At 64.4% G+C, this 21,676-nt stretch carries 21 protein-coding genes and 1 pseudogene; 11 read left to right on the top strand and 11 right to left on the bottom strand.

The window, feature by feature from the left end; translation table 11 throughout:
• Nucleotides 1-119: 119 nt before the first annotated feature.
• Both Q8T13_08090 and Q8T13_08095 read right to left on the bottom strand, forming a co-directional pair.
• Entirely contained in the window at nt 120-461 is a 342-nt protein-coding gene (locus Q8T13_08090) for a Dabb family protein (protein ID MDP3717706.1), read from the bottom strand.
• Complete coding sequence (locus Q8T13_08095; GenBank protein ID MDP3717707.1) at nt 461-1,630, bottom strand: hypothetical protein; 1,170 nt, start codon at nt 1,628-1,630, stop codon at nt 461-463. The genes Q8T13_08090 and Q8T13_08095 overlap by 1 nt, the downstream gene beginning before the upstream one ends.
• 119 nt (nt 1,631-1,749) lie before the next feature.
• Here Q8T13_08095 and pgl point away from each other — a divergent pair, with 119 nt between their 5' ends.
• Nucleotides 1,750-2,496 (top strand): 6-phosphogluconolactonase, encoded by a 747-nt coding sequence (gene pgl / locus Q8T13_08100; protein MDP3717708.1) that lies wholly within the window; start codon nt 1,750-1,752, stop codon nt 2,494-2,496.
• Between the two features lie 403 nt (nt 2,497-2,899).
• On the opposite strand, the gene Q8T13_08105 is transcribed toward pgl, so the two are convergent.
• Nucleotides 2,900-4,339, bottom strand: coding sequence for a sigma-54 dependent transcriptional regulator (locus tag Q8T13_08105; GenBank protein MDP3717709.1), 1,440 nt, complete (start codon nt 4,337-4,339; stop codon nt 2,900-2,902).
• Between the two features lie 100 nt (nt 4,340-4,439).
• Between Q8T13_08105 and Q8T13_08110 the strand changes: the two genes are divergently transcribed.
• From Q8T13_08110 to Q8T13_08120, 3 genes and pseudogenes are all read left to right on the top strand, one after another.
• Entirely contained in the window at nt 4,440-4,637 is a 198-nt protein-coding gene (locus Q8T13_08110; GenBank protein ID MDP3717710.1) for a helix-turn-helix domain-containing protein, read from the top strand.
• Nucleotides 4,638-4,690: 53 nt separating this feature from the next.
• Nucleotides 4,691-4,888 (top strand): hypothetical protein, encoded by a 198-nt coding sequence (locus tag Q8T13_08115; protein ID MDP3717711.1) that lies wholly within the window; start codon nt 4,691-4,693, stop codon nt 4,886-4,888.
• 410 nt (nt 4,889-5,298) lie between these two features.
• Nucleotides 5,299-6,000 (top strand): annotated as a pseudogene (locus tag Q8T13_08120) (FliA/WhiG family RNA polymerase sigma factor).
• A gap of 257 nt (nt 6,001-6,257) precedes the next feature.
• Here the strand turns inward: Q8T13_08120 and Q8T13_08125 are convergent.
• Nucleotides 6,258-7,811, bottom strand: a complete 1,554-nt coding sequence (locus tag Q8T13_08125) for a response regulator (protein MDP3717712.1) — start codon at nt 7,809-7,811, stop codon at nt 6,258-6,260.
• A 3-nt stretch (nt 7,812-7,814) separates the two neighbouring features.
• Nucleotides 7,815-8,348 (bottom strand): PCYCGC motif-containing (lipo)protein, encoded by a 534-nt coding sequence (locus Q8T13_08130; GenBank protein MDP3717713.1) that lies wholly within the window; start codon nt 8,346-8,348, stop codon nt 7,815-7,817.
• A 128-nt stretch (nt 8,349-8,476) separates the two neighbouring features.
• On the opposite strand from Q8T13_08130, the gene Q8T13_08135 reads away from it, so the two are divergent.
• Entirely contained in the window at nt 8,477-9,703 is a 1,227-nt protein-coding gene (locus Q8T13_08135; protein ID MDP3717714.1) for a diguanylate cyclase, read from the top strand.
• 172 nt (nt 9,704-9,875) lie between these two features.
• Here Q8T13_08135 and Q8T13_08140 read toward each other — a convergent pair whose 3' ends face one another.
• Complete coding sequence (locus Q8T13_08140) at nt 9,876-11,177, bottom strand: MFS transporter (GenBank protein ID MDP3717715.1); 1,302 nt, start codon at nt 11,175-11,177, stop codon at nt 9,876-9,878.
• A gap of 38 nt (nt 11,178-11,215) precedes the next feature.
• Between Q8T13_08140 and Q8T13_08145 the strand changes: the two genes are divergently transcribed.
• Together Q8T13_08145 and Q8T13_08150 are read left to right on the top strand one after the other, a co-directional pair.
• Complete coding sequence (locus tag Q8T13_08145; protein MDP3717716.1) at nt 11,216-11,722, top strand: Lrp/AsnC family transcriptional regulator; 507 nt, start codon at nt 11,216-11,218, stop codon at nt 11,720-11,722.
• Nucleotides 11,719-12,588, top strand: a complete 870-nt coding sequence (locus Q8T13_08150) for an EamA family transporter (GenBank protein MDP3717717.1) — start codon at nt 11,719-11,721, stop codon at nt 12,586-12,588. Before Q8T13_08145 ends, Q8T13_08150 begins: the two co-directional genes overlap by 4 nt.
• A gap of 124 nt (nt 12,589-12,712) precedes the next feature.
• Here the strand turns inward: Q8T13_08150 and Q8T13_08155 are convergent, their stop codons facing one another.
• A complete protein-coding gene (locus tag Q8T13_08155) occupies nt 12,713-13,675 on the bottom strand; it encodes an HD domain-containing protein (protein ID MDP3717718.1) in 963 nt (320 codons plus the stop codon).
• A 31-nt stretch (nt 13,676-13,706) separates the two neighbouring features.
• Nucleotides 13,707-14,150, bottom strand: coding sequence for a 3-hydroxyacyl-ACP dehydratase FabZ (fabZ, locus tag Q8T13_08160; protein MDP3717719.1), 444 nt, complete (start codon nt 14,148-14,150; stop codon nt 13,707-13,709).
• A gap of 37 nt (nt 14,151-14,187) precedes the next feature.
• Here fabZ and Q8T13_08165 point away from each other — a divergent pair, with 37 nt between their 5' ends.
• The 3 genes from Q8T13_08165 (at nt 14,188) to Q8T13_08175 (ending at nt 18,090) form a co-directional block, all read left to right on the top strand.
• Nucleotides 14,188-15,027: a DPP IV N-terminal domain-containing protein gene (locus Q8T13_08165; GenBank protein MDP3717720.1), complete on the top strand. Its 840-nt coding sequence runs from the start codon at nt 14,188-14,190 to the stop codon at nt 15,025-15,027.
• Nucleotides 15,028-15,304: 277 nt separating this feature from the next.
• A complete protein-coding gene (locus Q8T13_08170; GenBank protein ID MDP3717721.1) occupies nt 15,305-16,213 on the top strand; it encodes a S9 family peptidase in 909 nt (302 codons plus the stop codon).
• A gap of 92 nt (nt 16,214-16,305) precedes the next feature.
• Nucleotides 16,306-18,090 (top strand): GAF domain-containing protein, encoded by a 1,785-nt coding sequence (locus Q8T13_08175; protein ID MDP3717722.1) that lies wholly within the window; start codon nt 16,306-16,308, stop codon nt 18,088-18,090.
• 69 nt (nt 18,091-18,159) lie between these two features.
• Here Q8T13_08175 and atpB read toward each other — a convergent pair whose 3' ends face one another.
• From atpB to glnA, 3 genes are all read right to left on the bottom strand, one after another.
• On the bottom strand, nt 18,160-18,924 hold the full coding sequence (atpB, locus tag Q8T13_08180) for a F0F1 ATP synthase subunit A (GenBank protein ID MDP3717723.1): 765 nt from the start codon (nt 18,922-18,924) through the stop codon (nt 18,160-18,162).
• A gap of 115 nt (nt 18,925-19,039) precedes the next feature.
• Nucleotides 19,040-19,390 carry a hypothetical protein gene (locus tag Q8T13_08185; GenBank protein MDP3717724.1) on the bottom strand — a complete coding sequence of 117 codons (351 nt, stop codon included), beginning with the start codon at nt 19,388-19,390 and terminating at the stop codon, nt 19,040-19,042.
• A gap of 375 nt (nt 19,391-19,765) precedes the next feature.
• Complete coding sequence (glnA, locus tag Q8T13_08190; GenBank protein ID MDP3717725.1) at nt 19,766-21,103, bottom strand: type I glutamate--ammonia ligase; 1,338 nt, start codon at nt 21,101-21,103, stop codon at nt 19,766-19,768.
• Nucleotides 21,104-21,281: 178 nt separating this feature from the next.
• Here glnA and Q8T13_08195 point away from each other — a divergent pair, with 178 nt between their 5' ends.
• Nucleotides 21,282-21,635, top strand: a complete 354-nt coding sequence (locus Q8T13_08195; protein ID MDP3717726.1) for a four helix bundle protein — start codon at nt 21,282-21,284, stop codon at nt 21,633-21,635.
• Nucleotides 21,636-21,676 lie beyond the last annotated feature (41 nt).

Genomic DNA, 21,676 nt, shown 5'->3' on the forward strand with positions numbered 1-21,676 from the left:
TCCTTCAGGCGATGGCCCACGCGCCGGATTATCATCCTTGTAATTATGGATTTCAGTGCCATAAATACAAGGTCAATATAGCTCTACCACAACCGCCCGCGCCCCGTGAGGGCCGCTATCTACACCAAGTCCCTGACGTGCTCCGCGTCGACCAGGGTGTAATCGTAGACGAGGGCGGCGTCGGCCGACTCGAAGAAGCGCCGGCCGAGCTCCTGATGCTGAGGGTGGTCCAGGTAGACGCGTAGCTCCGCTTCGGAATCGAACTCGATGATGGCCGCGTACTCAAAGTGCGCGGCCATTTGTGTTTCATAGCCCCGGCCTATCAGGATCCGCTTGCCGATGCGTACGCGCTTGATCTCGGGGATGCCGGTGAAGGCGACGCGCATGGCTTCGAGCAGCGCTTCGCGATCGTCCGAGCTCAAGGAGGTGTGGAGCTTCAGCAGCACTACATGAGCAATCACTACTCGTCCTTGGGCTTACGCGGCTTGGTCGAGCGGGCGCGGATGTTGGCCTTGAACTTGGTCCACTTCGCCTTCTTCGCGTCCTTGTACTTCTGCTTCGGGTCCTTGTGCTCGCCGCCCGGACGCCACTTGTCGTCACGCTTGGCCTCGATGCCGAGCGACTTCTTGTAGTCCGCTTTCGGCACCCATTTCCGTTTCGGCGCGTCGGGATCGCTCTTGGCGAAGCCAGAATTGGGACCGTCAGGGCGAGGGGCGGAACCCTTCGGTTGCCATTCGAGCTTGTCGTTGCGGCTCTGCACGCGCGAGGCTCGCGTGCGCCCATCATCGACCTTGGGCGTGAACGACTTGGGACGGAACGACGAACGCGCCTGATCGCGCGCGGACTTGCCCCCCGTAGCCTTGGCGTAGGGGGGAGGCCGGTGGCCTTCTTCCTTGGGCTTGAACGTGCCCTTAGGTTTCCATTCGGGTTTATCAGCCGACGACGTCTCTTCACGGCGGCCCGTAAAGGGCCGCCCTCCTGGTGTCTTCGGCTTCCACTCGGGCTTACCGCCCGCGTCGCCCTTCGGTTTCCAACCAGGCTTCTCGCCCCAGCCGGAGGCATGACCGGCCTCCTTGGGCTTGAACGCGCCCTTGGGCTTCCACTCGGGTTTGCGGTCGCTACGGGCCTGGCCGGCGGGCCTGTCTTCGCCCTCGCCCCAGCTTGAGGCTCGGGGCGCCGGCTTGTCGCCCGAACTCCGGCTTCCACCTTCGCCAAGGCTACGGCGGACAGGAAAGCCGGAGGCTACATCTTTCTTCGGTGCAGCGCTCTTCGGGACCCACGCGGGGCGCTCACCAGCGGGAGTGTCGCGATTCACGCGCGGCTTGTCGGATTTCGCTGAGAACGTCGAGCGGGTCTTCCACTCCGGCTTGGCGTTCCAGGGGCGTTCTTCAGCGGAGGCGGACTGCCGCGGATCCTTGGCGCGGCCGCGCTCGCCGCGCGCGCGCATGAAGTCCTGCGCGTCGTGGCGCGACGGCCAGAGCTGGCCATTCTGGAACCACTTGAGCTCGGCGTTCGGCTGCTTCTCCTTCAAGCGGTTGAAGGTCGGCATGATGTCTTCGAGGGAACCGGACCGGAAGGCGGTTGGCTGGCCGTCAACGATGATGGTCCAGTAGACGTAGCGGGGGGGCATGGGGTGATCTCGCGATCTGGTGATTTGGTGATTTGGTGATTTGACGATCGAATCTTGCGATCTCGCGATCTGGTGAACGGGTGACCGATCGAATGATCTACGAAGTATGCTAACTCGGAATGGAGTTGGTGGTCGCCCGGATCGACGAGTTGCGCCCGCGTCTGACCGAGGCGTTCGAACGCTGGGCTGGTTCCACCTCCGCGCAGGGCGCTACGGCGGACAAGGAAGATGTGGGGGGTGCCACGCGCACGTGCGCTCTATCTGGTGGGACCACCGCGCTGATCTTCCTGGGCGCCCTGAAAAACGCCAACGTGGACTGGTCGCGCATCTCGCTGTTCTGGGCGGACGAGCGCGCCGTGCCGCCCGAAGACCCCGACAGTAACTACGGCGTCGCCCAGCGGATGCTGCTGGACCCGCTCGGCGACAAGGCCCCGAAAGCGTTTCGGATGGCCTTTGATGCCTCGCTCGACCGCCCCGGCATGTCGAGCCTGGGCACCGCCGCCATGAAGTACGACGCCGTCCTCGCGCGCGAGCTGAAGAGCGGCGGCCTCGACCTGGCGCTGCTGGGCGTCGGCGAAGACGGCCACATCTGCTCGCTCTTCCCAGGCCATCGCGCCCTGATGGTCGACGACCTGCGCGTGGTCGCCGTCGAAGACGCGCCTAAGCCCCCACCGCGCCGGCTCACCTTGTCGCTGCCGTTCGTGCTGCGCACCAAGAAGGTCTGGCTGATCGCCGTCGGTCCGCGCAAGCTGCCCGTGCTGCAAGCCGCGTTGTCGCGCACACAGCGCACGACGCCGGTGGATTTGTTGCTGCAGCAGGCGAAGGATGTGACGGTATTCACGGACCAGGTGATCCGACGCAGCTGAGCATCAGTTCGCACACGCAGCGAGGGCATCGCTGCGAAAAAATTCGCTGGGTAGCGCTCAATAAAACGCACCGTCAGTACTCTTTTTTCGCAGCGACGCCCTCGCTGCGTGATGCTCACCGCCTACCGGAGGCGGCCGCTCGTCGTTCGCTGGAGTGCGAACGTAGCCGGCGAGAGCCGGGCAGAGCCCGGCGGACAGGTTACTTACTGACAACTCGCTGCGAAGGGGAACGTAGCCCGCCCTGAGCTGCGAGTTGATAGCCGTCGCGAAGAGAGCACGGAAGCGAATGACGAGCGGCCGCCGCCGGCGATGCCCTCACTTTGTGTGCTCAATGGTCCGGCTTCCGCCTTCGCCAAGGCTTCGGCGGACAAGAAAGCCGGACGCCACATCTGAAGACCCGCCTCTACATGCGCTTGAGTTTTTCGACGAGGGTTGTTCGCTTGAGTCCGAGCAAACGGGCGGCGGCGCCGCGATTTTGCGCCGTGCGGGCCAGGGCGCGATCGATCAGGCCCTTCTCGATCTGCGCGATCATCGCCGGCAGGTCGATGCCGCCCTCGGGCAGGTCGACCGACGGCGTGACGGTTTCCGGCTCCGCCAGTTGCAGGTCGGGCGGCAGGTCGGCCACCTCGATCTGCGTGCGGCCGCCCAGCATGGCCAGCGCCCGCTCGATGGCGTTTTCGAGTTGGCGCACGTTGCCGGGCCAGGGATGAGCCATTAGACGTCTCATGGCTTCTTGAGAGACGGTCGGGAGTCGGGAGTCGGGCCTGTCCGCCGAAGCTTTAGCGGAGGTGGGAGTCGGGAGTCGCGAACCGCCCGACTCCCGGTTCCCGGTTCCCGGTTCCCGATCAGAAAACTTCCGCAGGAAGTTTTGCACCAGAGGCGGGATGTCGTCAGGGCGTTCGCGTAGCGGCGTCAGTTGCACGGCGATCACGTTCAGGCGGTAGTACAGGTCCTCGCGGAACGTCCCGTCCTTCACCATCTTCAGCAGGTCCGCATTCGTCGCCGCGACAATGCGAACATCCACCTTGACGGTACGGTTGTCGCCAATGCGCTCGAACTCGCGCTCCTGCAGCACGCGCAGCATCTTCATCTGCAGCGCCATGGGCATGGTGCCCACTTCATCCAGGAACAGCGTGCCCTTGTCGGCCTGCTCGAGCCGGCCCTGCCGCATGGCCACGGCGCCCGTGAACGCGCCGCGCACGTGGCCGAACAACTCGGCGTCGAGCAGCGCCTCGGGAATCGCGCTGACGTTGATGGCGACGAACCGCTCGCGATGCCGCGGGCTGGTCTGGTGAATCGCCCGCGCGACCATCTCCTTACCGGTTCCCGTTTCGCCGTTGATCAAGATAGTGGCCGCGGTCGGCGCGACCGTCTCGATCAGCTGAAACAGCGCGCGCATGGCCGCGCTCCTGCCCACCATCGACCCCAGCCCGAACCGCTCGTCCAACTGCCGATGCAGGTACGCGTTCTCGCTCTTCAACCGCTTCTGTTCGAGCGCGTTGGTCAGCACGTGCAACAACTCATCGAACTGGAACGGCTTGGAGATGAAGTCAGCGGCGCCGCGCTTGATGACGTCCACCGCGTCCTTCACCGTCCCGTAACCGGTGACGACGATGGCGACGATGCCGGGGTAGCGGGTGAGGGCGGCGTCGATGACCTGGCGGCCGTCCACGCCCGGCAGGCGCATGTCCGACACGATGACGTCGAAGGCAAAGCCGTCGAGCGCCTTGAGGGCCGACTCGCCGTCGGCGGCCTGGACGACGTCGAAGCCGTGGTCCGTAAGTCGTTCTGCTACAACACTTCTCAGCGATTCTTCGTCATCGACGAGCAGCAGGTGCGCCATGGATTGTCAGAATATTGACGGGGTTGCACGCAGGTGTCAAGGGCTGCGCGCCTAATCTCACGCTGGCAAGGTCCGATACAACCCTGTGGAGGCAACCCCAGTGGAACGGCAAACAGTCAGCATCATGAAGGCGTGCGAGATGGTCGGTGTCAGCCGGCGCACGATCTACAACTGGATCGCGGCGAACAAGGTCGAGTACCTGCGAACCGCCGGCGGCAGCATCCGGATTTTCGTGGATACGTTGTGGCGCGAGCCGGATGGCACCAAGCATCCGAACAGCCCGAATGCCGTGGCGTAGGGCGCACTGACGTGCGCCTCTACGAAACGCCCCTGATAGAGCAAAGGCAAGCAATGGCAGGAGAAGATTCTCGTGAACTCCTCCACCGGCTGAACAATCAGCTCGGCGTGATACTCGCGCACGCCGAGTTGCTCGAGACCAAGGCGCAGGACGCGGCGCAGAAGGCGCGCGCGTCGCAGGTCGTGAGCGCCGCGCTCCAGGCCATGGCCGTCTCGCGCGAGCTGCGCCAGACGGTCGCCGATCCCAAATAGCCAGTAGCCAGTAGCCAGTAGCCTTCCGATGTAGCCTCCGGCTTTCTTGTCCCGCCGTAGCCTTTGGCGAAGGCGGAAGCCGGAGCTTCCCTCAGAGGTCCAGCCGCTGCTGGACCCAACTTCCCAAATTCGTCAAATCCACCAAAACCGTAAGTGCCTGTACCAAATAAATTTTGCCCGCCAATTCTATGACCGACTGCTCGGGTAAAACGCCATTATTTTGGCGCCGATCGCAGTGTAACCAGACGCAGTTTCGACAATGCCGGCTTGGGCAGATGCGTGTAAGTCACTGCAATTAAAGGTCTTTAGCACGGTAGCGCTGGCAGCCTGCACGCTGCTGACCACCCTGACACAGCTCAGGCATCACCTTTGCCTTAGGGCAGGCAACGGAGATTCTTGAGATGACCCCGATGACTGACCCATCCGCCCTCGCAAATCCTACGGCGGGCCAAGCCAATCCGCGCGTCGAAGCCGGCATCCCCTTTGTGGAAGCCCTGGCCCGGCGCATGGCCGCCACCATGCCGCACTCGATCGACTTGAGCGACCTGGTCCAGGACGGCGTGATCGGCCTGATCGACGCGGCCCACCGGTTTGACGACTCGCGGGGCATCAAGTTCGAGACGTTCGCCGAACGGCGTATTCGTGGCGCCATGATCGACGCGCTACGCAAGGACGCCTGGCCACGCGGGGTGCGCCGGGTGCGGCGCGAGCTCGAGGCCGCGCGCGAGAAGCTGCGCAAGACGCTTGGTCACGAGCCCTCGCTGGCCGACCTGGCCAACGAGATCGGCTCCGACGAAAAGCGCCTGGGCAAGACGATCGTGCGCATCAACACCATTGAATCGACCTCGCCCTTCTCGAGCGCCGAGAACGTGGACGAATCGCAACTGCCCGCGGTGATGGTGCCGGCCGAACCCGAGCGCCCCGACCTGCAGTACGAGCGCGACGAAGTAAAGGGCCGCGTCCGCAACGCCATAGCCACGCTGCCGGCACGCGAGCAGCGCGTGATCGCGCTCTACTACTACAACGAAGCGACCATGAAGGACATTGGCGCCGAGCTCGGCGTCAACGAATCGCGGGTGTCGCAGTTGCACGCGCGCGCCATCAAGCGGTTGCGCGACGCCCTGGGCGCCGAGAGCACGCCGATCGCGGCCTCGGCGGCGCTCAAGGCGGCGTTTGCCGCGTTCGAGGCAGGGATCGGGGATCAGGGATCAGGGATCGGGGATCAGGGATCAAGGATCGGGGATCAGGGATCAGGGATCGGGGCTGCCGCGATCATGAAACCCAAAATGGCAAAAGCCTCTTTACCCGAATCCGATACGCGCGTGTCGCATGCGGCTCAGAAGCGAGCGGGATTGGTATTGGTCGTCGATCAGGACAACGTGTCGCGGGCGGCGCGCAGCAAGTCGCCCAACCTGAAAGGCTTGGAGAGCCAGCGGCACGCGGTCTCTTCGAGAAAACGCTCCGCGTCGGTGCCGGCGACATCGCCGGTCACGAAAATGACGCGCCGCGCCAGCGCCGGCGTCGCCGCCGCCATCGCGCGATAGAACTGCATGCCGTCGATGCGCGGCATCTTCAGGTCGCACACGATCAGGTCGTAACTGGCTTCGGTGAGGCGGGTCAGGCCCTCTTCGCCGTCGCCGGCGCGATCGACGGTGAACCCGGCATCCTCCAGCGCTTCAGACACGGCCACGGCCAGCGCCGGCTCGTCTTCCACCACCAGCACGCGCAAGCCCTTGAACGCTTCGAGCGAGATCGGCTGCTGCGCCGCGCGCGCGGCCGGCGCGTTCAGGTGCTGGCCGCTCACCGGCAGCTCCACGAAGAACGAGGTACCCACGCCGCTTGAGCTGAGCCAGATGCGGCCGCTGTGTTCGTTGACAATCGCGTAGGCGACGGTCAACCCAAGGCCGGTGCCCTGTCCCACCTCCTTCGTCGTAAAAAACGGGTCGAACACCCGTCCCTGCCGCTCTTCCGCAATCCCCGGCCCATCGTCATTCACCTCGAGCACGGCGGAGCCGCGATCGGCATCGTGCGAGGTGCGCACGACGATGGTGCCGCGGCCGTGGGCGCCGAGGCAGGCCTGCTCGGCGTTGATGAGGAGGTTGAGCAGCACCTGCTTGATCTGGTGGCCGTCGGCAAACACGTCGGGCAAGCCGCTCGCCAGCGCTTCGACCACCTGGATGTTGTTGACCTTCTGTTCGTAGGCGCGCAGCGCCAGCGTTTCGCGCACCACCTGGTTCAGGTCCACCATGGCGCGCGTGGTCTGGCGCTTGCGCGCGAAGGTCAGCAGGTTGCGCACAATGCGGGCGGCGCGTTCCGACTCGGCGAGTATGACCTCCAGCCCCTGGCGCGTCTTGTCGTCCACGTTTCGTTCGGCGAGCCGTTCGGCCCACGAAAGAATGGTGGCCAACGGGTTGTTCAGCTCGTGGGCGACGCCGGAAATGGTCTGGCCGAGCGCGGCCATCTTCTCGGCCTGCAGCAACTGGTAGCGGCCGTCGCGCGACTGGTCGTCGAGCTTCTTGCGGTCGCTGACGTCGCGGATCAGCGCTTCGATGTGGAGAGCCGCGCCCTCAGCCGGGGCTTCCACCTTCGCGCTATGCGCTCCGGCGGACAAGGAAGCCCCGGCTCTCCTGGCGTAGGTGGCACTTGCCGTTACTTCTACCCAGATCGGGGCGCCGTCCACGCGGCGCAGGCGCAGCAGGTGGTCGGTGACGACGCCGTCGCGGTCGAGGCGCTCGATGAACAAGGTGCGCGCCTCCGCATCCACGAAGCGGGAACTGTCGAACGGCTGAACGAGCGTCTCTGCCGTCTCGGGTGGGTAGCCGAAGATGACCTTCAGGTGGGGATTCGCGGCGAGCGTTGCGGTGCTGGCCGCTCGGAGCGTGCCGACGTAGACACCCTCGGGAACGGCCTGAAACACGTCCACCCGTTACTTCTTCGGTGGAAACGGCGTGGGAGTCTTGCCGGCAGCGTTGCCCGGCGTCCACTTCTTCTCGATCGCGGCGCGGATGGAGACCACGTCGGCGCCCGACGAGTACATCTGCATGGCCTCCTTGGCGACATCGATACAGATGGTGCAGCCGAAGCCGTGCGTGTCCCACTCGAGCACGTTGCCCTTGGCATCGCGACGGGCGATGAAGCACGACTCGTTGTGCTTGTGGCCGTCGGCGCCGCAGCCGCAGTAGCACGGCACGAACGACAGGATCTCGGGGTGCTGCGCGGCGAAGTCGTAGGTGGCGCGCACCACGTCCATGGGCCGCACGGGCGCAAAGCCCATGGCCGGCAAGGGCGGCGCGGTCTTGCGAACTACAGCGGGCTTGGGGGCTTGGGGGCTTGGGGGCTTGGACGAAGCCGCCGGCTTCGCAGCCGCAGCCTGACCGGCGGCGGCAATCGCCACGGTCGTGGCCAGAGCCAGCCCGGCAATTCCGAGCAGGATCGTGAAGGGTTTCGCGAGCGTCTTCATGGGGAACATTTATACCAGTAGCCAGTAGCCAGTAGCCAGTAGCCAGTAGCCAGACAAGAGTTCTTCTGGATACTGGCATCTGGATACTGGCATCTGGCTACTGGATACTGGATACTGACCCTGTTCCAATGAAGCTGTTTGGCCGCCAGGATTTGTTGCTCATCGGCGCCCTCACAACGGCGCTGATCGTCATCTTCTCCTCGCCCATTTCGCGCATGCTCGACTACGCGCGCGAGATCGAGAAGCAGAGCGGCCTCACACTGATCCCGGCGCTCGCGCTGCTGATGGTCGCGTTCCTGTTCCACCAATACCGCCGCAACGCCCAGGAACACGCGAAGGCAGCGGCGGCCGAAGCGGCGACCCGGGCCGCGCAGCACCGCGCCGCGGAACTCGAGCGGCTGGTGTCGTTCGGCCAGTCGCTGGGCCGCTCGCTCGACTTCGATTCGATTCGGATCGCGATTGGCTCGCACCTGCACGAACTGGCCGGCACCGACAAGCTCTGGGTGCTCGTGCGCGAGGGCAATGAATGGCAGGCGCTGTCGGGCGACACGCGCGGCGCCGAAGAGGTGCTGCAGTGGGACGACCTGGCCGAGCAGTTGCTGGCCGGCGCCGACAAGACCCCGACCGAACTGAGCGCACCCCGCACCATCGGCATCCCCCTCATCGTCGGCGGCACCGCCATGGGAGTGCTGGGCGTGAAGACCGAGGCGGGCCAGTTGCCGGCCGACAAGCGGCGGATTCTCGAAGCGGCGGCGGCGCTGCTGGCGGTGTCGGTGAAGAACGCGCAGTTGTTCCGCGAGGTGAAAGAGAACAGCGTGCGCGACGCGCTGACCGGCTGCTTCACGCGCGGCCATTCCCTGGACGTGATCGATGCGGAACTGCGCCGCGCCCGTCGCAGCCAGACGCCGGTAACGCTGATCATGTTCGACCTGGATCACTTCAAGGACGTGAACGATCGCCACGGCCACCTGTGCGGCGACGCGGTGCTCGGCGCGGTCGGCAAGCGCATGAAGGACGTGCTGCGCGGCTCGGACCTCAAGTGCCGGTACGGTGGCGAGGAGTTCCTGGTGCTGCTGCCGGAGACGCCGCTGCACGGCGCCCGTCGCGTGGCCGAAACCTTGCGCAAGGAGATCGCCGAACGGCCCGTACCGTGGGCCGGCGAAGCGCTGACGGTGACCGCAAGCTTCGGCCTGGCGCAGACGCTGCCGGGCGAGGTCAACGTGCAGGCGGTGATCGCCCGCGCCGACCAGGCGCTGTACCGGGCAAAAGACGATGGCCGCAACTGCGTGCGGATTGCGGCGGAAACGACTACGCTCGTTTCAGACGAAAGCAATCGAACGAACCGCGTTAGTTAATCACGACGGTTCAATCACGACGGTTCAATCACGACGGTTCAATCACGACGGTTCAATCACGACGGTTCAATCACAAGGGTTCAATCACAAGGGTTCTTAGAACCATCGTGCTTGAACCACCGTGCTTGAACCCTCCTGTTTGAACCACCGTGCTTGAACCCTCGTGTTTGAACTACACCATCCGCCGTCCCCTAGTCTCCGGAATGCCGAGCCACAGCACAGCGGCTGCCAGATAGGCGAGCGCTGTTATTGAAAAGGCGAGCCCGAATCCTTGTGACTGGGCGAGGCCGCCGATTATGAAGGGGGCGGCTGCACTGAGGAGTCGCCCGCTGTTGTAGGTCACGCCGAGCGCGGTGGCGCGAATGGCGGTGGGGAAGATCTCCGAGGCCACTGCGCCAAATCCGCTGAAGTAACCCGTGCCGAAGAACGCGACGAACGGGCCGAGGGCGAGCAGGTACATGGGCTCGCGCGTTGAGCCGTACGCCCACACCAGCGCCGCCGCCAACACCAGGTAGGTCACATAGGTCGGCTTGCGGCCGAACTTGTCGCTGATGAAACCAAACGTGACGTAGCCGAGCCACATGCCCACCTGCATGGCAATGATGAACATCGACATGGTGGTCGTGGAGAGGCCGATGCCGCCCTGCTCGACCGGCAGCGAGAGGTAGGACGGCACCCAGAGGTTCAAGCCCCACCACGCAAACATGGTGGCGGCGTTCATTAGCGTCAGGGTCACCACGATCGTCAGCGAGACGCCCGAAATCCGGCTTCCACCTTCGCCAAGGCTACGGCGGACAAGAAAGCCGGATGCTACAGGTCCCGAGGTCCGGCTTCCACCTTCGCCAAGGCTACGGCGGACAAGAAAGCCGGACGCCACATCCGCCTTGGACCGAAGCCACATCTCGGGCTCTTCGAGGTTCTTGCGGATCCACAGCGTGAAGAGGGCCGGGATGATGCCCACGAAGAACACCGCGCGCCAGCCGTAGGTGGGGAGCACCAGCGCGACGACGACGGCGGCGGCGCCGTAGCCGATGGCCCAGCAGCTTTGCATGATGCCGAGCGCCTTGCCGCGGTGCTTCTCGGGCCACGTTTCGCTGACGAGCGTGGCGCCGCTCGCCCACTCGCCGCCCATGCCGAGGCCCAGCAGGAAGCGGAAGATGGCGAGCTGCCACACGTTCTGCGCCAGGCCACAGGCGAACGTGAACACCGAATACAACAGGATGCTGAGCGACAACGCGCGGGTGCGGCCCAACTTGTCGGCGATGACGCCAAAGACCAACCCGCCAAGGGCCGACGCGGCCAGCGTGAGCGACGCCAGCTGCCCTCCCGTCGCCAGGGTCAAATTGAGGTCCTTCACCACGTGGGTGAGGACCAGGGCGTAAAGCATCACGTCAAAGGCGTCGAGCAGCCAGCCGAGCGAGGCGGCAATCAGGGCCTTCTTGGCGGCCGGCGAGGCTTCATTCCAGAAGCTCATGTATTGAATGAAATCCAGTAATTAGCTAATATTTCAGAATGATCGACGAAATTGACGGCTCAATACTGGATATTCTCCAGTACAACGCCAGAACATCCCAGGCCGAACTCGCCAAAGCCGTTGGCCTGGCGCCGTCGGCGGTGACCGAACGGCTCAAGAAGCTCGAGGCAAAGGGCATTATCAAGGATTACGTCGCGCTGATCGACCCCCATGTGGTCGATCGCGGTCTTTTGGCGTTTGTGTCGGTGCGGACGTCGGAGCATGGGCCTGACATGCCGTCGGCGATCGAGCTCAGCAAGATTCCTGAAGTGCTCGAGGTGCATCACGTGGCCGGCGACGACTGTTACCTGTTGAAGGTGCGGGCGCGCGATGCCGAGCACCTGGGGCAGATCCTCCGCCAGCAGATCGCGTCGGCGCAGTCGGTCACGTCCACCAAGACCACGATCGTGCTCGAGACGGTGAAAGAGGATCCGCGCATCGCGATTCCTAAAGAGAAGACGCTCACAAGCTTGGCCCGCCGAAGCCAAGGCGAAGGCGGCGCGTGAGCCTTGCGCATCTCTCGTTCGTCGCCGTCTGCATCATCTGGGGCACCACCTACCTGGGTATCACGGTCGCGCTCGAGACCGTGCCGGTGCTGCTTGTGGCGGGCCTGCGCTGGATGTCGGCGGGGCTGCTGCTCTGCGGCCTCCTGCTGGCCACCGGCCGGCGCCTGCCGCCCATGCGCATGTGGGGCCCGTTGGTGCTGCTCGGGTTCCTGATGAATATTGTCGGCAACGGCTTCGTGGTGTTCGCGCAGCAGTACGTGGCCAGCGGCCTGACGGCGGTGTTGATTGCGACCACGCCGTTCTGGTCGGCGCTCGTCGAGCGCCTGCTGCCCAATGGCGACCGCTTTTCGGGCCGCGCCCTGGCTGGCCTCAGTATTGGCTTTTCGGGCATTGTCATCCTGGTGTGGCCCGAGCTGTCGCAGGGGGGCGCGAGCGGACGCGCGTTTGTCGGCGGCGTGATCGCTATCCAGCTGGCATGCGTGGGCTGGGTGATCGGGACCTCCTATGCCAAGCGGCACGAGCTTGGCGACGATCCGTTTCCGTCGGCGGCGCTGCAAATGGTGTTCAGCGGCGTGATGCTGCTCTCGGCCGCCACCGTGCGCGGCGATTGGGCCGAGTTGTCATTCACGCCGCGGACGTTCGGCGCGATGGCGTACTTATCGATTGCCGGATCGCTCGTGGCGTACTCCGCCTACATCTATGCCATCCAGCACCTGCGGCTGTCGCTGGTGTCGCTGTACGCCTACATCAACCCGATCATCGCGGTCGCGCTCGGCACAGTGCTGCTCGGCGAACCGCTGTCGCCTCGCATTCTTCTCGCGGCGGGACTGGTGCTGACCGGGGCGTGGATCGTCGGAAAGAAGTAGGTTCAAGCACGAGGGTTCAAACACGAAGGTTCTATCACGATGGTTCTACCACGATGGTTCTGAGAACCCCCGTGATTGAACCCCCGTGATTGAACCTACGTGATTGAACCTACGTGATTGAACCCTAGTGTTTGAACCCTTTGTATAACACCCGGCTCAGCCGTTTATGCCAGCCGGTAAATTCGTCTGACGAAGGGTCTTCGGCGATGGCGCGGCGGACCTGGTTGATCTTCGCGTCCAGTTCGTCCACCGAGTTCAGGATGAACGCCTCGATCGATTTGGGCTCGACCGGCGAGCCGTACTCGCGGGTGCCGTGGTGCGAGGCAATGAGGTGTTCGACCTGGGCGCGCAGCTCGAGCGGGAAGCCGCTGATGCCGTTGATGGCTTCGCGCACCATGATCAGGCCAAGCGCGATATGGCCCACCATGTTGCCGTCGCGCGTGTAGCTGCCGCTGCCGCCCTCGTAGGCCAGCTCCTGCAGCTTGCCGATGTCGTGCAACACCACTCCCGCCAGCACCAGGTCATCGTCTGCCCCATAGGCGCGCGATAGCAGCGCGCCGGCCTCGGCCATCTTGGTGATGTGTTCCAGGAAGCCGCCGCGATAGGCGTGGTGAATGGTCTGCGCCGCCGGCCAGGTCTTCAGCTGATCGGCGTGATCGGTGGTAATGCGGTTCAGCAGCACGCGCAGGTGATCGTTCTTCACGCCCCGCAGCCGCGCCTGCAGCTCCTCCCACATCTCGTCGATGGGACGCGGCGCGCTCAGGATGCATTCATCCTCGCGAAAGCCCTGCAAGCGGTCCTGCTCGGGATTGACCCGGCGAATGGTCGAGAGCACCAGCTGGACCTGGCCGTTGTACAGGCTGCCGCGCCCTTCGACGCGCACGAACTCGCCGGCCTCGAACTCGCCCTTGACCCGCTCGACGTCCTGCAGAATCTTGCCGGTGGTCTGCCCCGTGGCGTCTTGCAGGTTCAGGATCACGAACTCGCTGCCGCTGCGGCCGGCGCGCAGTTCCTTGTAGGTGCAAAGGAAGAAGCCCCATCCGGCGTCTTCAGTCGTGAGGCTGGCAATTCGAGGCAGTCGCTGCATTTTCTGGCTACTGGCTACTGGCTACTGGCTACTACTCAGCCCCGAGCGCGAACGTCATGGTGCCGTGAATCACGACCTTGTTGCCGACGCGCGCGCGGCCGTCGAGCACGCCCATGCGGCTCTTCAGGCGCTTGACGTTGGCCTCGATCACCACCTGGTCGCCGGCATGCACCGGCCCGCGAAAGCGCACGCGCTCCATGCCACGGAAGAAAATCAGCATGCCCTCGTTCTCGGGCTTGGCCAGAATCAGGATCGCGCCAACCTGAGCCACGGCCTCCATCAGCACCGTCGGCGGCAACGTCGGCGGCCCGCCGTTGTGGCGGCTGAGGTACGGCTCGTTAATCGACACGTTCTTGATGCCGACAATCCGCTGGTCGGGCGCAAACTCGGTAATGCGGTCCACGAGCAGGAACGGGAAGCGATGGGGAATGATCCGTGCGATCGCCGTGTAGTCCAGCGGAAGTGCAATCTCCATGAAGATAAGAATTATACTTCGCCCCTTGGAGGACCTGATGCGCAAGACCCTGGTGGCCGTGGCCCTGCTGGCCGTCTCGCTCACGAACCCGTTCGCCCAGTCAAAGCGGGCCGTCACCTTCGACGATGTGCTGAATGTGAAGGCGGTGGGCGGGGCGACCATTTCGCCGGATGGCGCCCAGGTGCTGTACACGGTTCGCCAGTGGGTCGCGGAGAAAGATCGGATGGAGGCCCGGACGCACATCTGGATCGTGCCGACGAGCGGCGCCACGCCGGCCCGCCAGCTCACCTCGGGCGAGAAGGGCGACACCCAGCCGCAATGGTCGCCCGACGGCCGCTACATCAGCTTCGTGTCGGCGCGCGGCGCCGGCGAAGAGGTCAAGGCGCAGGTCCACGTCATGCGCGCGGACGGCGGCGAGGCGTGGAAGCTGACCGACAGCAAAGAGAACGTCTCGAGCTACTCGTGGTCGCCCGACAGCACGCGCATTGCCTATGTCGCGATCGACCCGCGCAGCGCGGAAGAAGAAGCCAACATCAGGAAGCGCGATGACGAGCGCGTGTTCGAAGGAGATTTTCGCTACGCCCACATCTGGGTCGTGGACGTCGACCAATCCCGCCACGCGCATCACCGAAGGCAAGACCTACACCGTGGCTGGCGCGCCGTCCTGGGCGCCCGACGGCAAGCGCTTCGTGTTCGGCGGCGGCGCCACGCCCATGCTGCGCGACAACCGCCGCGATATCTACCTGGCCAGTCTCGAGCCGAAGCAGGTCGAGAAGATCAGCACCAACTTCGGCAGCGACACCTCGCCGCGCTGGTCACCCGACGGCAAGTCGATTGCCTGGACGTCGGAACCGTACACCGGCGCGCCGCTGCCTGACGGCACGGCGCCGGGCGTGACCATGCAGTCGAAGCTGATGCTGTACGACGTCGCCGCCAGGTCGATCAAGGACGTGTCGTCGCCTGGCTTCGATACCGATGCGGGCAACCCGGTGTGGACGGCCGAAGGCAATCGCGTGGTGTTCGTCGCCGGCAAGCGCGCCTACAACGAGGCGTTCGCGTACGACCTCACCACCGGCCGCTACACGCAGTTGAGCTCCAGGAAGACGCTGCAGGGCATCTCGATCAGCACCGATGGCCGCACCATTGCCCTGACCATGGATACGCCCGACCAGGCGTCGGAGGTCTACGTCACCGACCCGGCGTACCAGAACTTCCGCAAGCTCACGAACACCAACCCACAGCTGGCCGAGCTCGCGCAGGGCGACACCGAAGTGGTCACCTGGAAGGGGGCGGACGGCCTCGAAGTGGAAGGCGTGCTGCTTAAGCCCGTGGGCTTCACGGCCGGCACGAAGTACCCGACGCTGGTCGTCGCGCACGGCGGCCCGGCGGGCGCCTTCGTCAACGGCTTCCGGCTGGGCGGGCTCGAGGGCGGCCAGGTGTGGGCCAACAAGGGGTGGGCGGTGTTCTATCCCAACCCGCGCGGCAGCACGAACTACGGCGAGAAGTTCCTGCAGCACAACATCAACGACTGGGGCGGCGGCGACTACAAGGACATCATGACCGGCGTCGATGCGCTGGTCGCCCGCGGCATTGCCGATCCCGACAAGCTGGCGCACATCGGCTGGAGCTACGGCGGCTACATGACGGCGTGGGTGATCACCCAGACCACCCGCTTCAAGGCGGCCATGGTCGGTGCCGGCCTGACCAACATGTGGAGCATGTACGGCACCAATGACATTCCGAGCGTGCTGATCAGCTACTTCGGCGGCATTCCGAACGAAAAGACACTGCCGCTGTACCTGGAGCGCTCGGCCATGTCACACATCGACAAGGTGACGACGCCCACGCTGATCCTGCATGGGGCCAATGACGAGCGGGTGCCGGTGGGCCAGGCGCTGGAGCTGTACCGCGGGCTGAAAGACCGCGGCAAGCCCACCGAATTGGTGCTCTACCCGCGAGCAGGTCACGGCATTACGGAGTACTATCATCAGAAGGACCGCATGCAGCGGATCCACGACTGGGTGACCAAGTACACGTTGCCTGCAGTAGCCAGTAGCCAGTAGCCAGCCAGTAGCCAGTAGCCAGTAGCCAGTAGCCAGAAAGACAAGGGCTCTTCTGGCATCTGGCATCTGGATACTGGATACTAATCAGAACAATGACTGAATCAGCGCCGCATGGCGCCGCCAGCAGCACGGCTTCGGACGCCGAGCTGCTGGCCATTCTCGCGGAGCTCGGGCGCGAGGTCAGCTCGGTGCTCGACCTCGACACCCTCCTCGAGCGCATCCCACAACTGATCTCCCGGCTCACCAAGTTCACCGTCTTCTCGGTCTACCTGCTCCACGAGAAGCGCGAGGAGCTGACCATTGCCTACGCCGAGGGCTACCCCGACGAAATCGTCCAGCACTTCACGCTGCAGGTCGGCCAGGGCATTGTCGGCACGGCCGTCGCCGAGCAGCGGCCGATCCTGCTGAACGACGTCGATTCCGACCCGCGCTACCTGGCGGTGGTGCCCGGGGCCAAGTCGCAGCTGGTCGTGCCGCTGCGCAACAAGGCCAAGGTGATTGGCGCCCTCAACCTGCTGAGCGATCAGCTGGGCGCGTTCACCGAACGCGACGAGTGGATCCTGCGGCAGTTCGGCGCCCACGTGGCGCAGGGCATTGCCACCGCCCGCCTGTTCGAGTCGGAGCGCGAGTACACCGAGACGCTGGAAACGCTGGCCGAGATCGGCCGAGAGATGACCGCGATTCTCGACCCCGACGAGCTGCTGACGCGCCTGGCCCACCTGATCAAGCGGGTGATCGACTACCGCATCTTCGGGATCCTCCTGCTGGACGAAGATTCGGGCATGCTCGAGATGAAGGTGGCCATCAAGTACGGCGACGACCCGGCGGCCATGGAGCCGGTCAAGCTGGGCGAAGGCCTGGTCGGCTACGCCGCGCTGCACAAGGAAGTGGTGCTGGTACCCGACGTGCTGAAGGACCCGCGCTACATCCAGGCAGTGCCGGGCGTGCGATCGGAGCTGGTCGTGCCGCTGCTGCTGAAGGACCGCTGCATCGGCGTCTTCGACCTCGAAAGCCCGGAGCCCGACGCCTTCAACAAGAACCACGTCAAGCTGCTGACGCTGCTGGCCTCGGAAGCCGCGGTGGCCCTCGAGAACGCGCGGCTCTACGAATCGATCCGCGCCAACGAGGCCCGCTTCGAGAAGGAACTGCGCTTCGCCAAGCGCGTGCAGATGGCGCTCTTGCCGCAGGAGCTGCCCAAGCGGCTGCGCGGGGTGGACGTGGCCTGGCACTTCGACCCCGCCCGCGAGCTCGGCGGCGACCTGTGCGACTTCCTGTCGCCCGAGCCGAACACCCTGGTGGTGGCGGTGGGCGACGTCTCAGGCAAGGGCGTCCCGGCGGCGCTGTACGGCGCCGCCATCGGCGAAATGGTGCGTGGCCGCACCTTCCGCCGCCGCCTCGAGAAAGAGCGCAGCACGCCGGCCGCCGTGCTGGCCGGCATGAACCGCATTCTCCACGAGCGCAACCTGGAGGAGTACTACTGCACCCTCTGCTACGCGATGTTCGAGTTCAAGAAGCAGATCGTGACGTTCGCCAACTCGGGGCTGCCGTACCCGGTGCGCTGCACCAACGGCAAGGCGACGGCGATCGACATGCCCGGTGTGCCGCTCGGCTCATTTGGCAGCTCCGCCTACGACGAAGTGCAGGTGCCGCTCTTGCCCGGTGACGTGTTCGTGTTCTTCTCGGACGGCATTTCCGAGGCGTTCAACGAAGCCGGCGAGGATTTCGGCATGCCGCGGCTGCTCGAGGTGATCGAACGCACGCACGCGAAGCCGGCGAAGGAAATTGTCGGGGAGCTGTTCGGCGCGGTCCAGGCGTTTTGCGGCGACGCCGAGCAGAATGATGACCGAACTGTAGTGGTGGTGAAAATAAACCAGTAACCAGATGCCAGTATCCAGATGCCAGAAGAACTCTTGCCTTTCTGGCTACTGGCTACTGGCTACTGGCTACTAGTGGGAATGTGCCGGCGCGTGGCCGTGTTCGCCGCCGTAATCATCCCCGTGGTCGTCCACGTGCGTGGCGGCGGTCAGGTAGATGGCCCCCAGCGTCAGGAAGATGAACGCCTGCAGCGGGCCGACGATCAAGCCCAGGAACTGAATCGGCAGCGGCGCAATGAAGGGCACGATGCTGGCGAGAATCAGCACCACGAGGTGCTCGCCGAAGATGTTGCCGAACAGGCGCAGCGTGAGCGACAGCACGCGCGACAGGTGGCTGATGATCTCGATCACGAAGATCATCGGCGCCAGCGCCAGGGGCACGCCCGGCATCACCGCGAAGTGCTTGATGTAGTTGACCGGCCCGTTCGCAATCACGCCCTGCGCGTGATAGTAGAGCCACAGCGTGAGCGCGCACGCGAACGGCACGTTGATGTTGCTGGTAGGCGAACCGAGGCCCGGGATCTGGCCCATCAGGTTGCCCAGCAGGATGAAGACGAACAGCGTGCCGAGCAGGGGCAGGTACTTCCGGCCCTTCCTGCCCATGTTGTCTTCGAGCACGCCGACCAGGAACGAAACGACGTCTTCCAGGACGATCTGGAGCTTGCCGGGGTTATCGACGCTCAACTGCGAGCGGATGGCCAGGCCGATGAAGAGGATGAACAGCGTGATCAACCCGACAAAGACCATGTGGTCGGGGATGGCGGCGTGAATGCCCAGCGAGGCGATGATCGCGTTGATGATCGCGACTAGTGGGGAGGGGTGTGCAATGGCGTCCACAGCCCGGACATTGTACTAGATTTCACAAGGCCGAATCGTTCGGAGGGCGACGGCTTTAGCCGTCGCCAGGAGCCGGGGCTGAAGCCCCGGCTCTCCGAACGTGGAAGTCGTTATCCTACAGGAACTTAATGCTCTTCTCCCTGATGTGCAGGCCGAACGAGCGGCCGCCGATCAGCGCCACTTCCTCAACCTGGCCACGCACGCGGACGCGGGCGTTCTTGCCGGGGGTGCGGCTGTTGTCCGAGATGACCAGCATCTCTTCCGTGCCGTCGCTGATGCGGTAGACCTTGAACGGCACCAGCGGGATGCCAAACGAGGTGGTCACCACGCCTTCGACCGTCACCGTCTTATCGGCAAACTTGCCGGGGTTCGTCTTCACCTCGGAGATGGAGCGCGAGCCCATCGACGCGCACGAACCGGTGAAGACAGCTGCCGCAAGAGTGAGAGTGACAAGTAGCTTTTTCATGGTCGGTCCCCTGCAGGCGACGGCTAAAGCCATCGCCCTCCGAACGACGGCTAAAGCCATCGCCCTCCGAACGACGGCTGAGGCCATCGCCCTGCGAAAAGTGGCTGCAGCGGAATCGTGAAAAGTGCCGCCGAGGGGCGGCGATGCCAGCGCCTGCCTGAAGTTCGCCCCCCGGTGATCCGCCGCAGCCAACCCCCTACATATCAAGGGTTGTGCCATCCGCCTTCGCCAAGGCTACGGCGAGACAAGTCGTGTTTCTGCCGGGAAACTCCGGCTAAAGCCGGATGCCACACCTGTAGCGTCCGCCTTTAGGCGGACCTGGTGTCACCCTTTAGGCCGACCTGGCGTCACCGGCGAGGGACGATCGTCCCCTGCCTAATACACGCCGAGGTAGCGATCCATCTCCCACGGCGAGACGTGGCGGATGTACTCGTCCCACTCCGCGCGCTTGGCGTCGAGGAAGTGCGTGAAGATGTGCTCGCCGAGCGTTTCCTTTACCAGCGCATCCTTTTCGAACTCGTCCAGCGCTTCGCTGAGGTTGGCGGGCAGATCGTCGATGCGCAGGTGGCGGCGCTCGCGATGGCTCATCTTGTAGATGTTCTTGTTCACCGGCGGGCCCGGGTCCACCTTGTGGTCAATGCCGTCGAGGCCGGCGCGCAACATCACCGCCAGCGCCAGGTAGGGATTGCACGAGGGATCGGGCATGCGCAGCTCGACGCGGGTGGAATTGTCGCGCGACGCCGGCACGCGCACGAGCGGACTGCGGTTCTTCTCGGACCAGGCAATCGCGGTCGGCGCCTCGTAGCCCGGCACCAGGCGCTTGTATGAGTTCACCAGCGGGTTGGTAATGGCGCAAAAGCCCTTGGCGTGCTGCAGCAGCCCGCCGATGTAGTTCATGCAGGTCTGGCTGAGCTGGATTTCGTTGGCGGGATCGAAGAAGGCATTCTTGCCGCCGGTGAACAACGACTGGTGCGTGTGCATGCCCGATCCGTTCACGCCGTAGATCGGCTTGGGCATGAAGGTCGCGTGCAAGTTATTCCTGAGCGCCACGTTCTTGACGATGAACCGGCAGGTACTCACGTTATCCGCCGTCGTCAACACGTCGTCATAGTGAAAGTCGATTTCGTGCTGGCCGGGCGCGACCTCGTGATGCGCGGCTTCCACGGCAATGCCCATCTGCTCGAGGGCGATCACGATCTCGCGGCGGACGTCTTCGCCGAGGTCGATGGGCGCCAGGTCGAAGTAGCTGGCGCGATCGTGGGTCTCGGTGGTGGCGCGGCCGTCGCGGCGCAGGAACAGGAAGAACTCGGTTTCGGGTCCCGCCATCATGGTGAAGCCGCGGTCGGCGGCCTGGCCGATGGCGTTCTTCAGCGTGGTGCGCGGGCAACCGGCGAACGGGCTGCCGTCGGGATTGGCAATGTCGCAGATCAGGCGGCCGACGCGCGCGCCGTTGGCATCGGCCCAGGGAAACACCTGGAAGGTCGAGAGGTCCGGCCGGAGGTACATGTCCGACTCTTCAATGCGGACAAAGCCTTCGATCGACGAGCCGTCGAACATGATCTTGCCGTCGAGGGCGTGGGCGAACTGGCGGTCGGGCACCTCGACGTTCTTGATCACGCCCAGGATGTCGGTGAACTGCAGGCGCAGGAACTTGACCCGTTCCTTCTCGGCCCGTTTCAGGATCTCCTGCTTTTCGTCCCCGCTTTTTGCCATAGGTGTCAGTATCCAGTATCCAGATGCCAGTAGCCAGATGCCAGTAGCCAGATGCCAGTGCCAGTGCCAGTAGCCAGTAGCCAGTAGCCAGTAGCCAGTAGCCAGTAGGCGCCACCTTTGCGTGCAGAGTTTGCGCCAGGGTCAGTAAGTGCCGCTCCCTAAGTCAGATACTCTGGCTATGGACTATCGCGATTTGGTTGCCTGGCAACGTGCGATGACGCTGACTGAACTGGTCTACCATTCGACCTCCCAGTTCCCAGCTGAAGAGCGGTACGGGCTGACGTCCCAAATGAGAAGGGCGGCGGCAGCCATCCCATCGAACATCGCAGAGGGTCAAGGACGCAGGTCGTCAGACGCGGATTTCGCCAGGTTCCTGTCCATCGCCCTCGGCTCCCTGTGTGAGCTGGAGACTCAGATCGAGTTGACGATTCGCCTGGGTTTCGTTTCCCGGGAGGCTATGGCAACGGTAATCGGTGAGGCCGGGGAGGTCGGGCGACTGTTAAACGGCTTGATTCGATCGAAGCAGCACTGATCGTCTGGCGTCTGGCGTCTGGCTACTGTCTACTGGCTACT

It is taken from the genome of Acidobacteriota bacterium (assembly GCA_030697165.1).
Taxonomy (GTDB): domain Bacteria; phylum Acidobacteriota; class Vicinamibacteria; order Vicinamibacterales; family UBA2999; genus 12-FULL-67-14b.

Bases quoted from the DNA above. Each gene is read 5' to 3' on its own strand.
- Q8T13_08095 (MDP3717707.1), bottom strand. From the start codon at position 1,630: ATGCCCCCCCGCTACGTCTACTGGACCATCATCGTTGACGGCCAGCCA.
- pgl (MDP3717708.1), top strand. From the start codon at position 1,750: ATGGAGTTGGTGGTCGCCCGGATCGACGAGTTGCGCCCGCGTCTGACC.
- Q8T13_08105 (MDP3717709.1), bottom strand. From the start codon at position 4,339: ATGGCGCACCTGCTGCTCGTCGATGACGAAGAATCGCTGAGAAGTGTT.
- Q8T13_08115 (MDP3717711.1), top strand. From the start codon at position 4,691: ATGGCAGGAGAAGATTCTCGTGAACTCCTCCACCGGCTGAACAATCAG.
- Q8T13_08130 (MDP3717713.1), bottom strand. From the start codon at position 8,348: ATGAAGACGCTCGCGAAACCCTTCACGATCCTGCTCGGAATTGCCGGG.
- Q8T13_08135 (MDP3717714.1), top strand. From the start codon at position 8,477: ATGAAGCTGTTTGGCCGCCAGGATTTGTTGCTCATCGGCGCCCTCACA.
- Q8T13_08140 (MDP3717715.1), bottom strand. From the start codon at position 11,177: ATGAGCTTCTGGAATGAAGCCTCGCCGGCCGCCAAGAAGGCCCTGATT.
- Q8T13_08145 (MDP3717716.1), top strand. From the start codon at position 11,216: ATGATCGACGAAATTGACGGCTCAATACTGGATATTCTCCAGTACAAC.
- Q8T13_08155 (MDP3717718.1), bottom strand. From the start codon at position 13,675: ATGCAGCGACTGCCTCGAATTGCCAGCCTCACGACTGAAGACGCCGGA.
- fabZ (MDP3717719.1), bottom strand. From the start codon at position 14,150: ATGGAGATTGCACTTCCGCTGGACTACACGGCGATCGCACGGATCATT.
- Q8T13_08165 (MDP3717720.1), top strand. From the start codon at position 14,188: ATGCGCAAGACCCTGGTGGCCGTGGCCCTGCTGGCCGTCTCGCTCACG.
- Q8T13_08170 (MDP3717721.1), top strand. From the start codon at position 15,305: ATGGATACGCCCGACCAGGCGTCGGAGGTCTACGTCACCGACCCGGCG.
- Q8T13_08175 (MDP3717722.1), top strand. From the start codon at position 16,306: ATGACTGAATCAGCGCCGCATGGCGCCGCCAGCAGCACGGCTTCGGAC.
- Q8T13_08185 (MDP3717724.1), bottom strand. From the start codon at position 19,390: ATGAAAAAGCTACTTGTCACTCTCACTCTTGCGGCAGCTGTCTTCACC.
- glnA (MDP3717725.1), bottom strand. From the start codon at position 21,103: ATGGCAAAAAGCGGGGACGAAAAGCAGGAGATCCTGAAACGGGCCGAG.
- Q8T13_08195 (MDP3717726.1), top strand. From the start codon at position 21,282: ATGGACTATCGCGATTTGGTTGCCTGGCAACGTGCGATGACGCTGACT.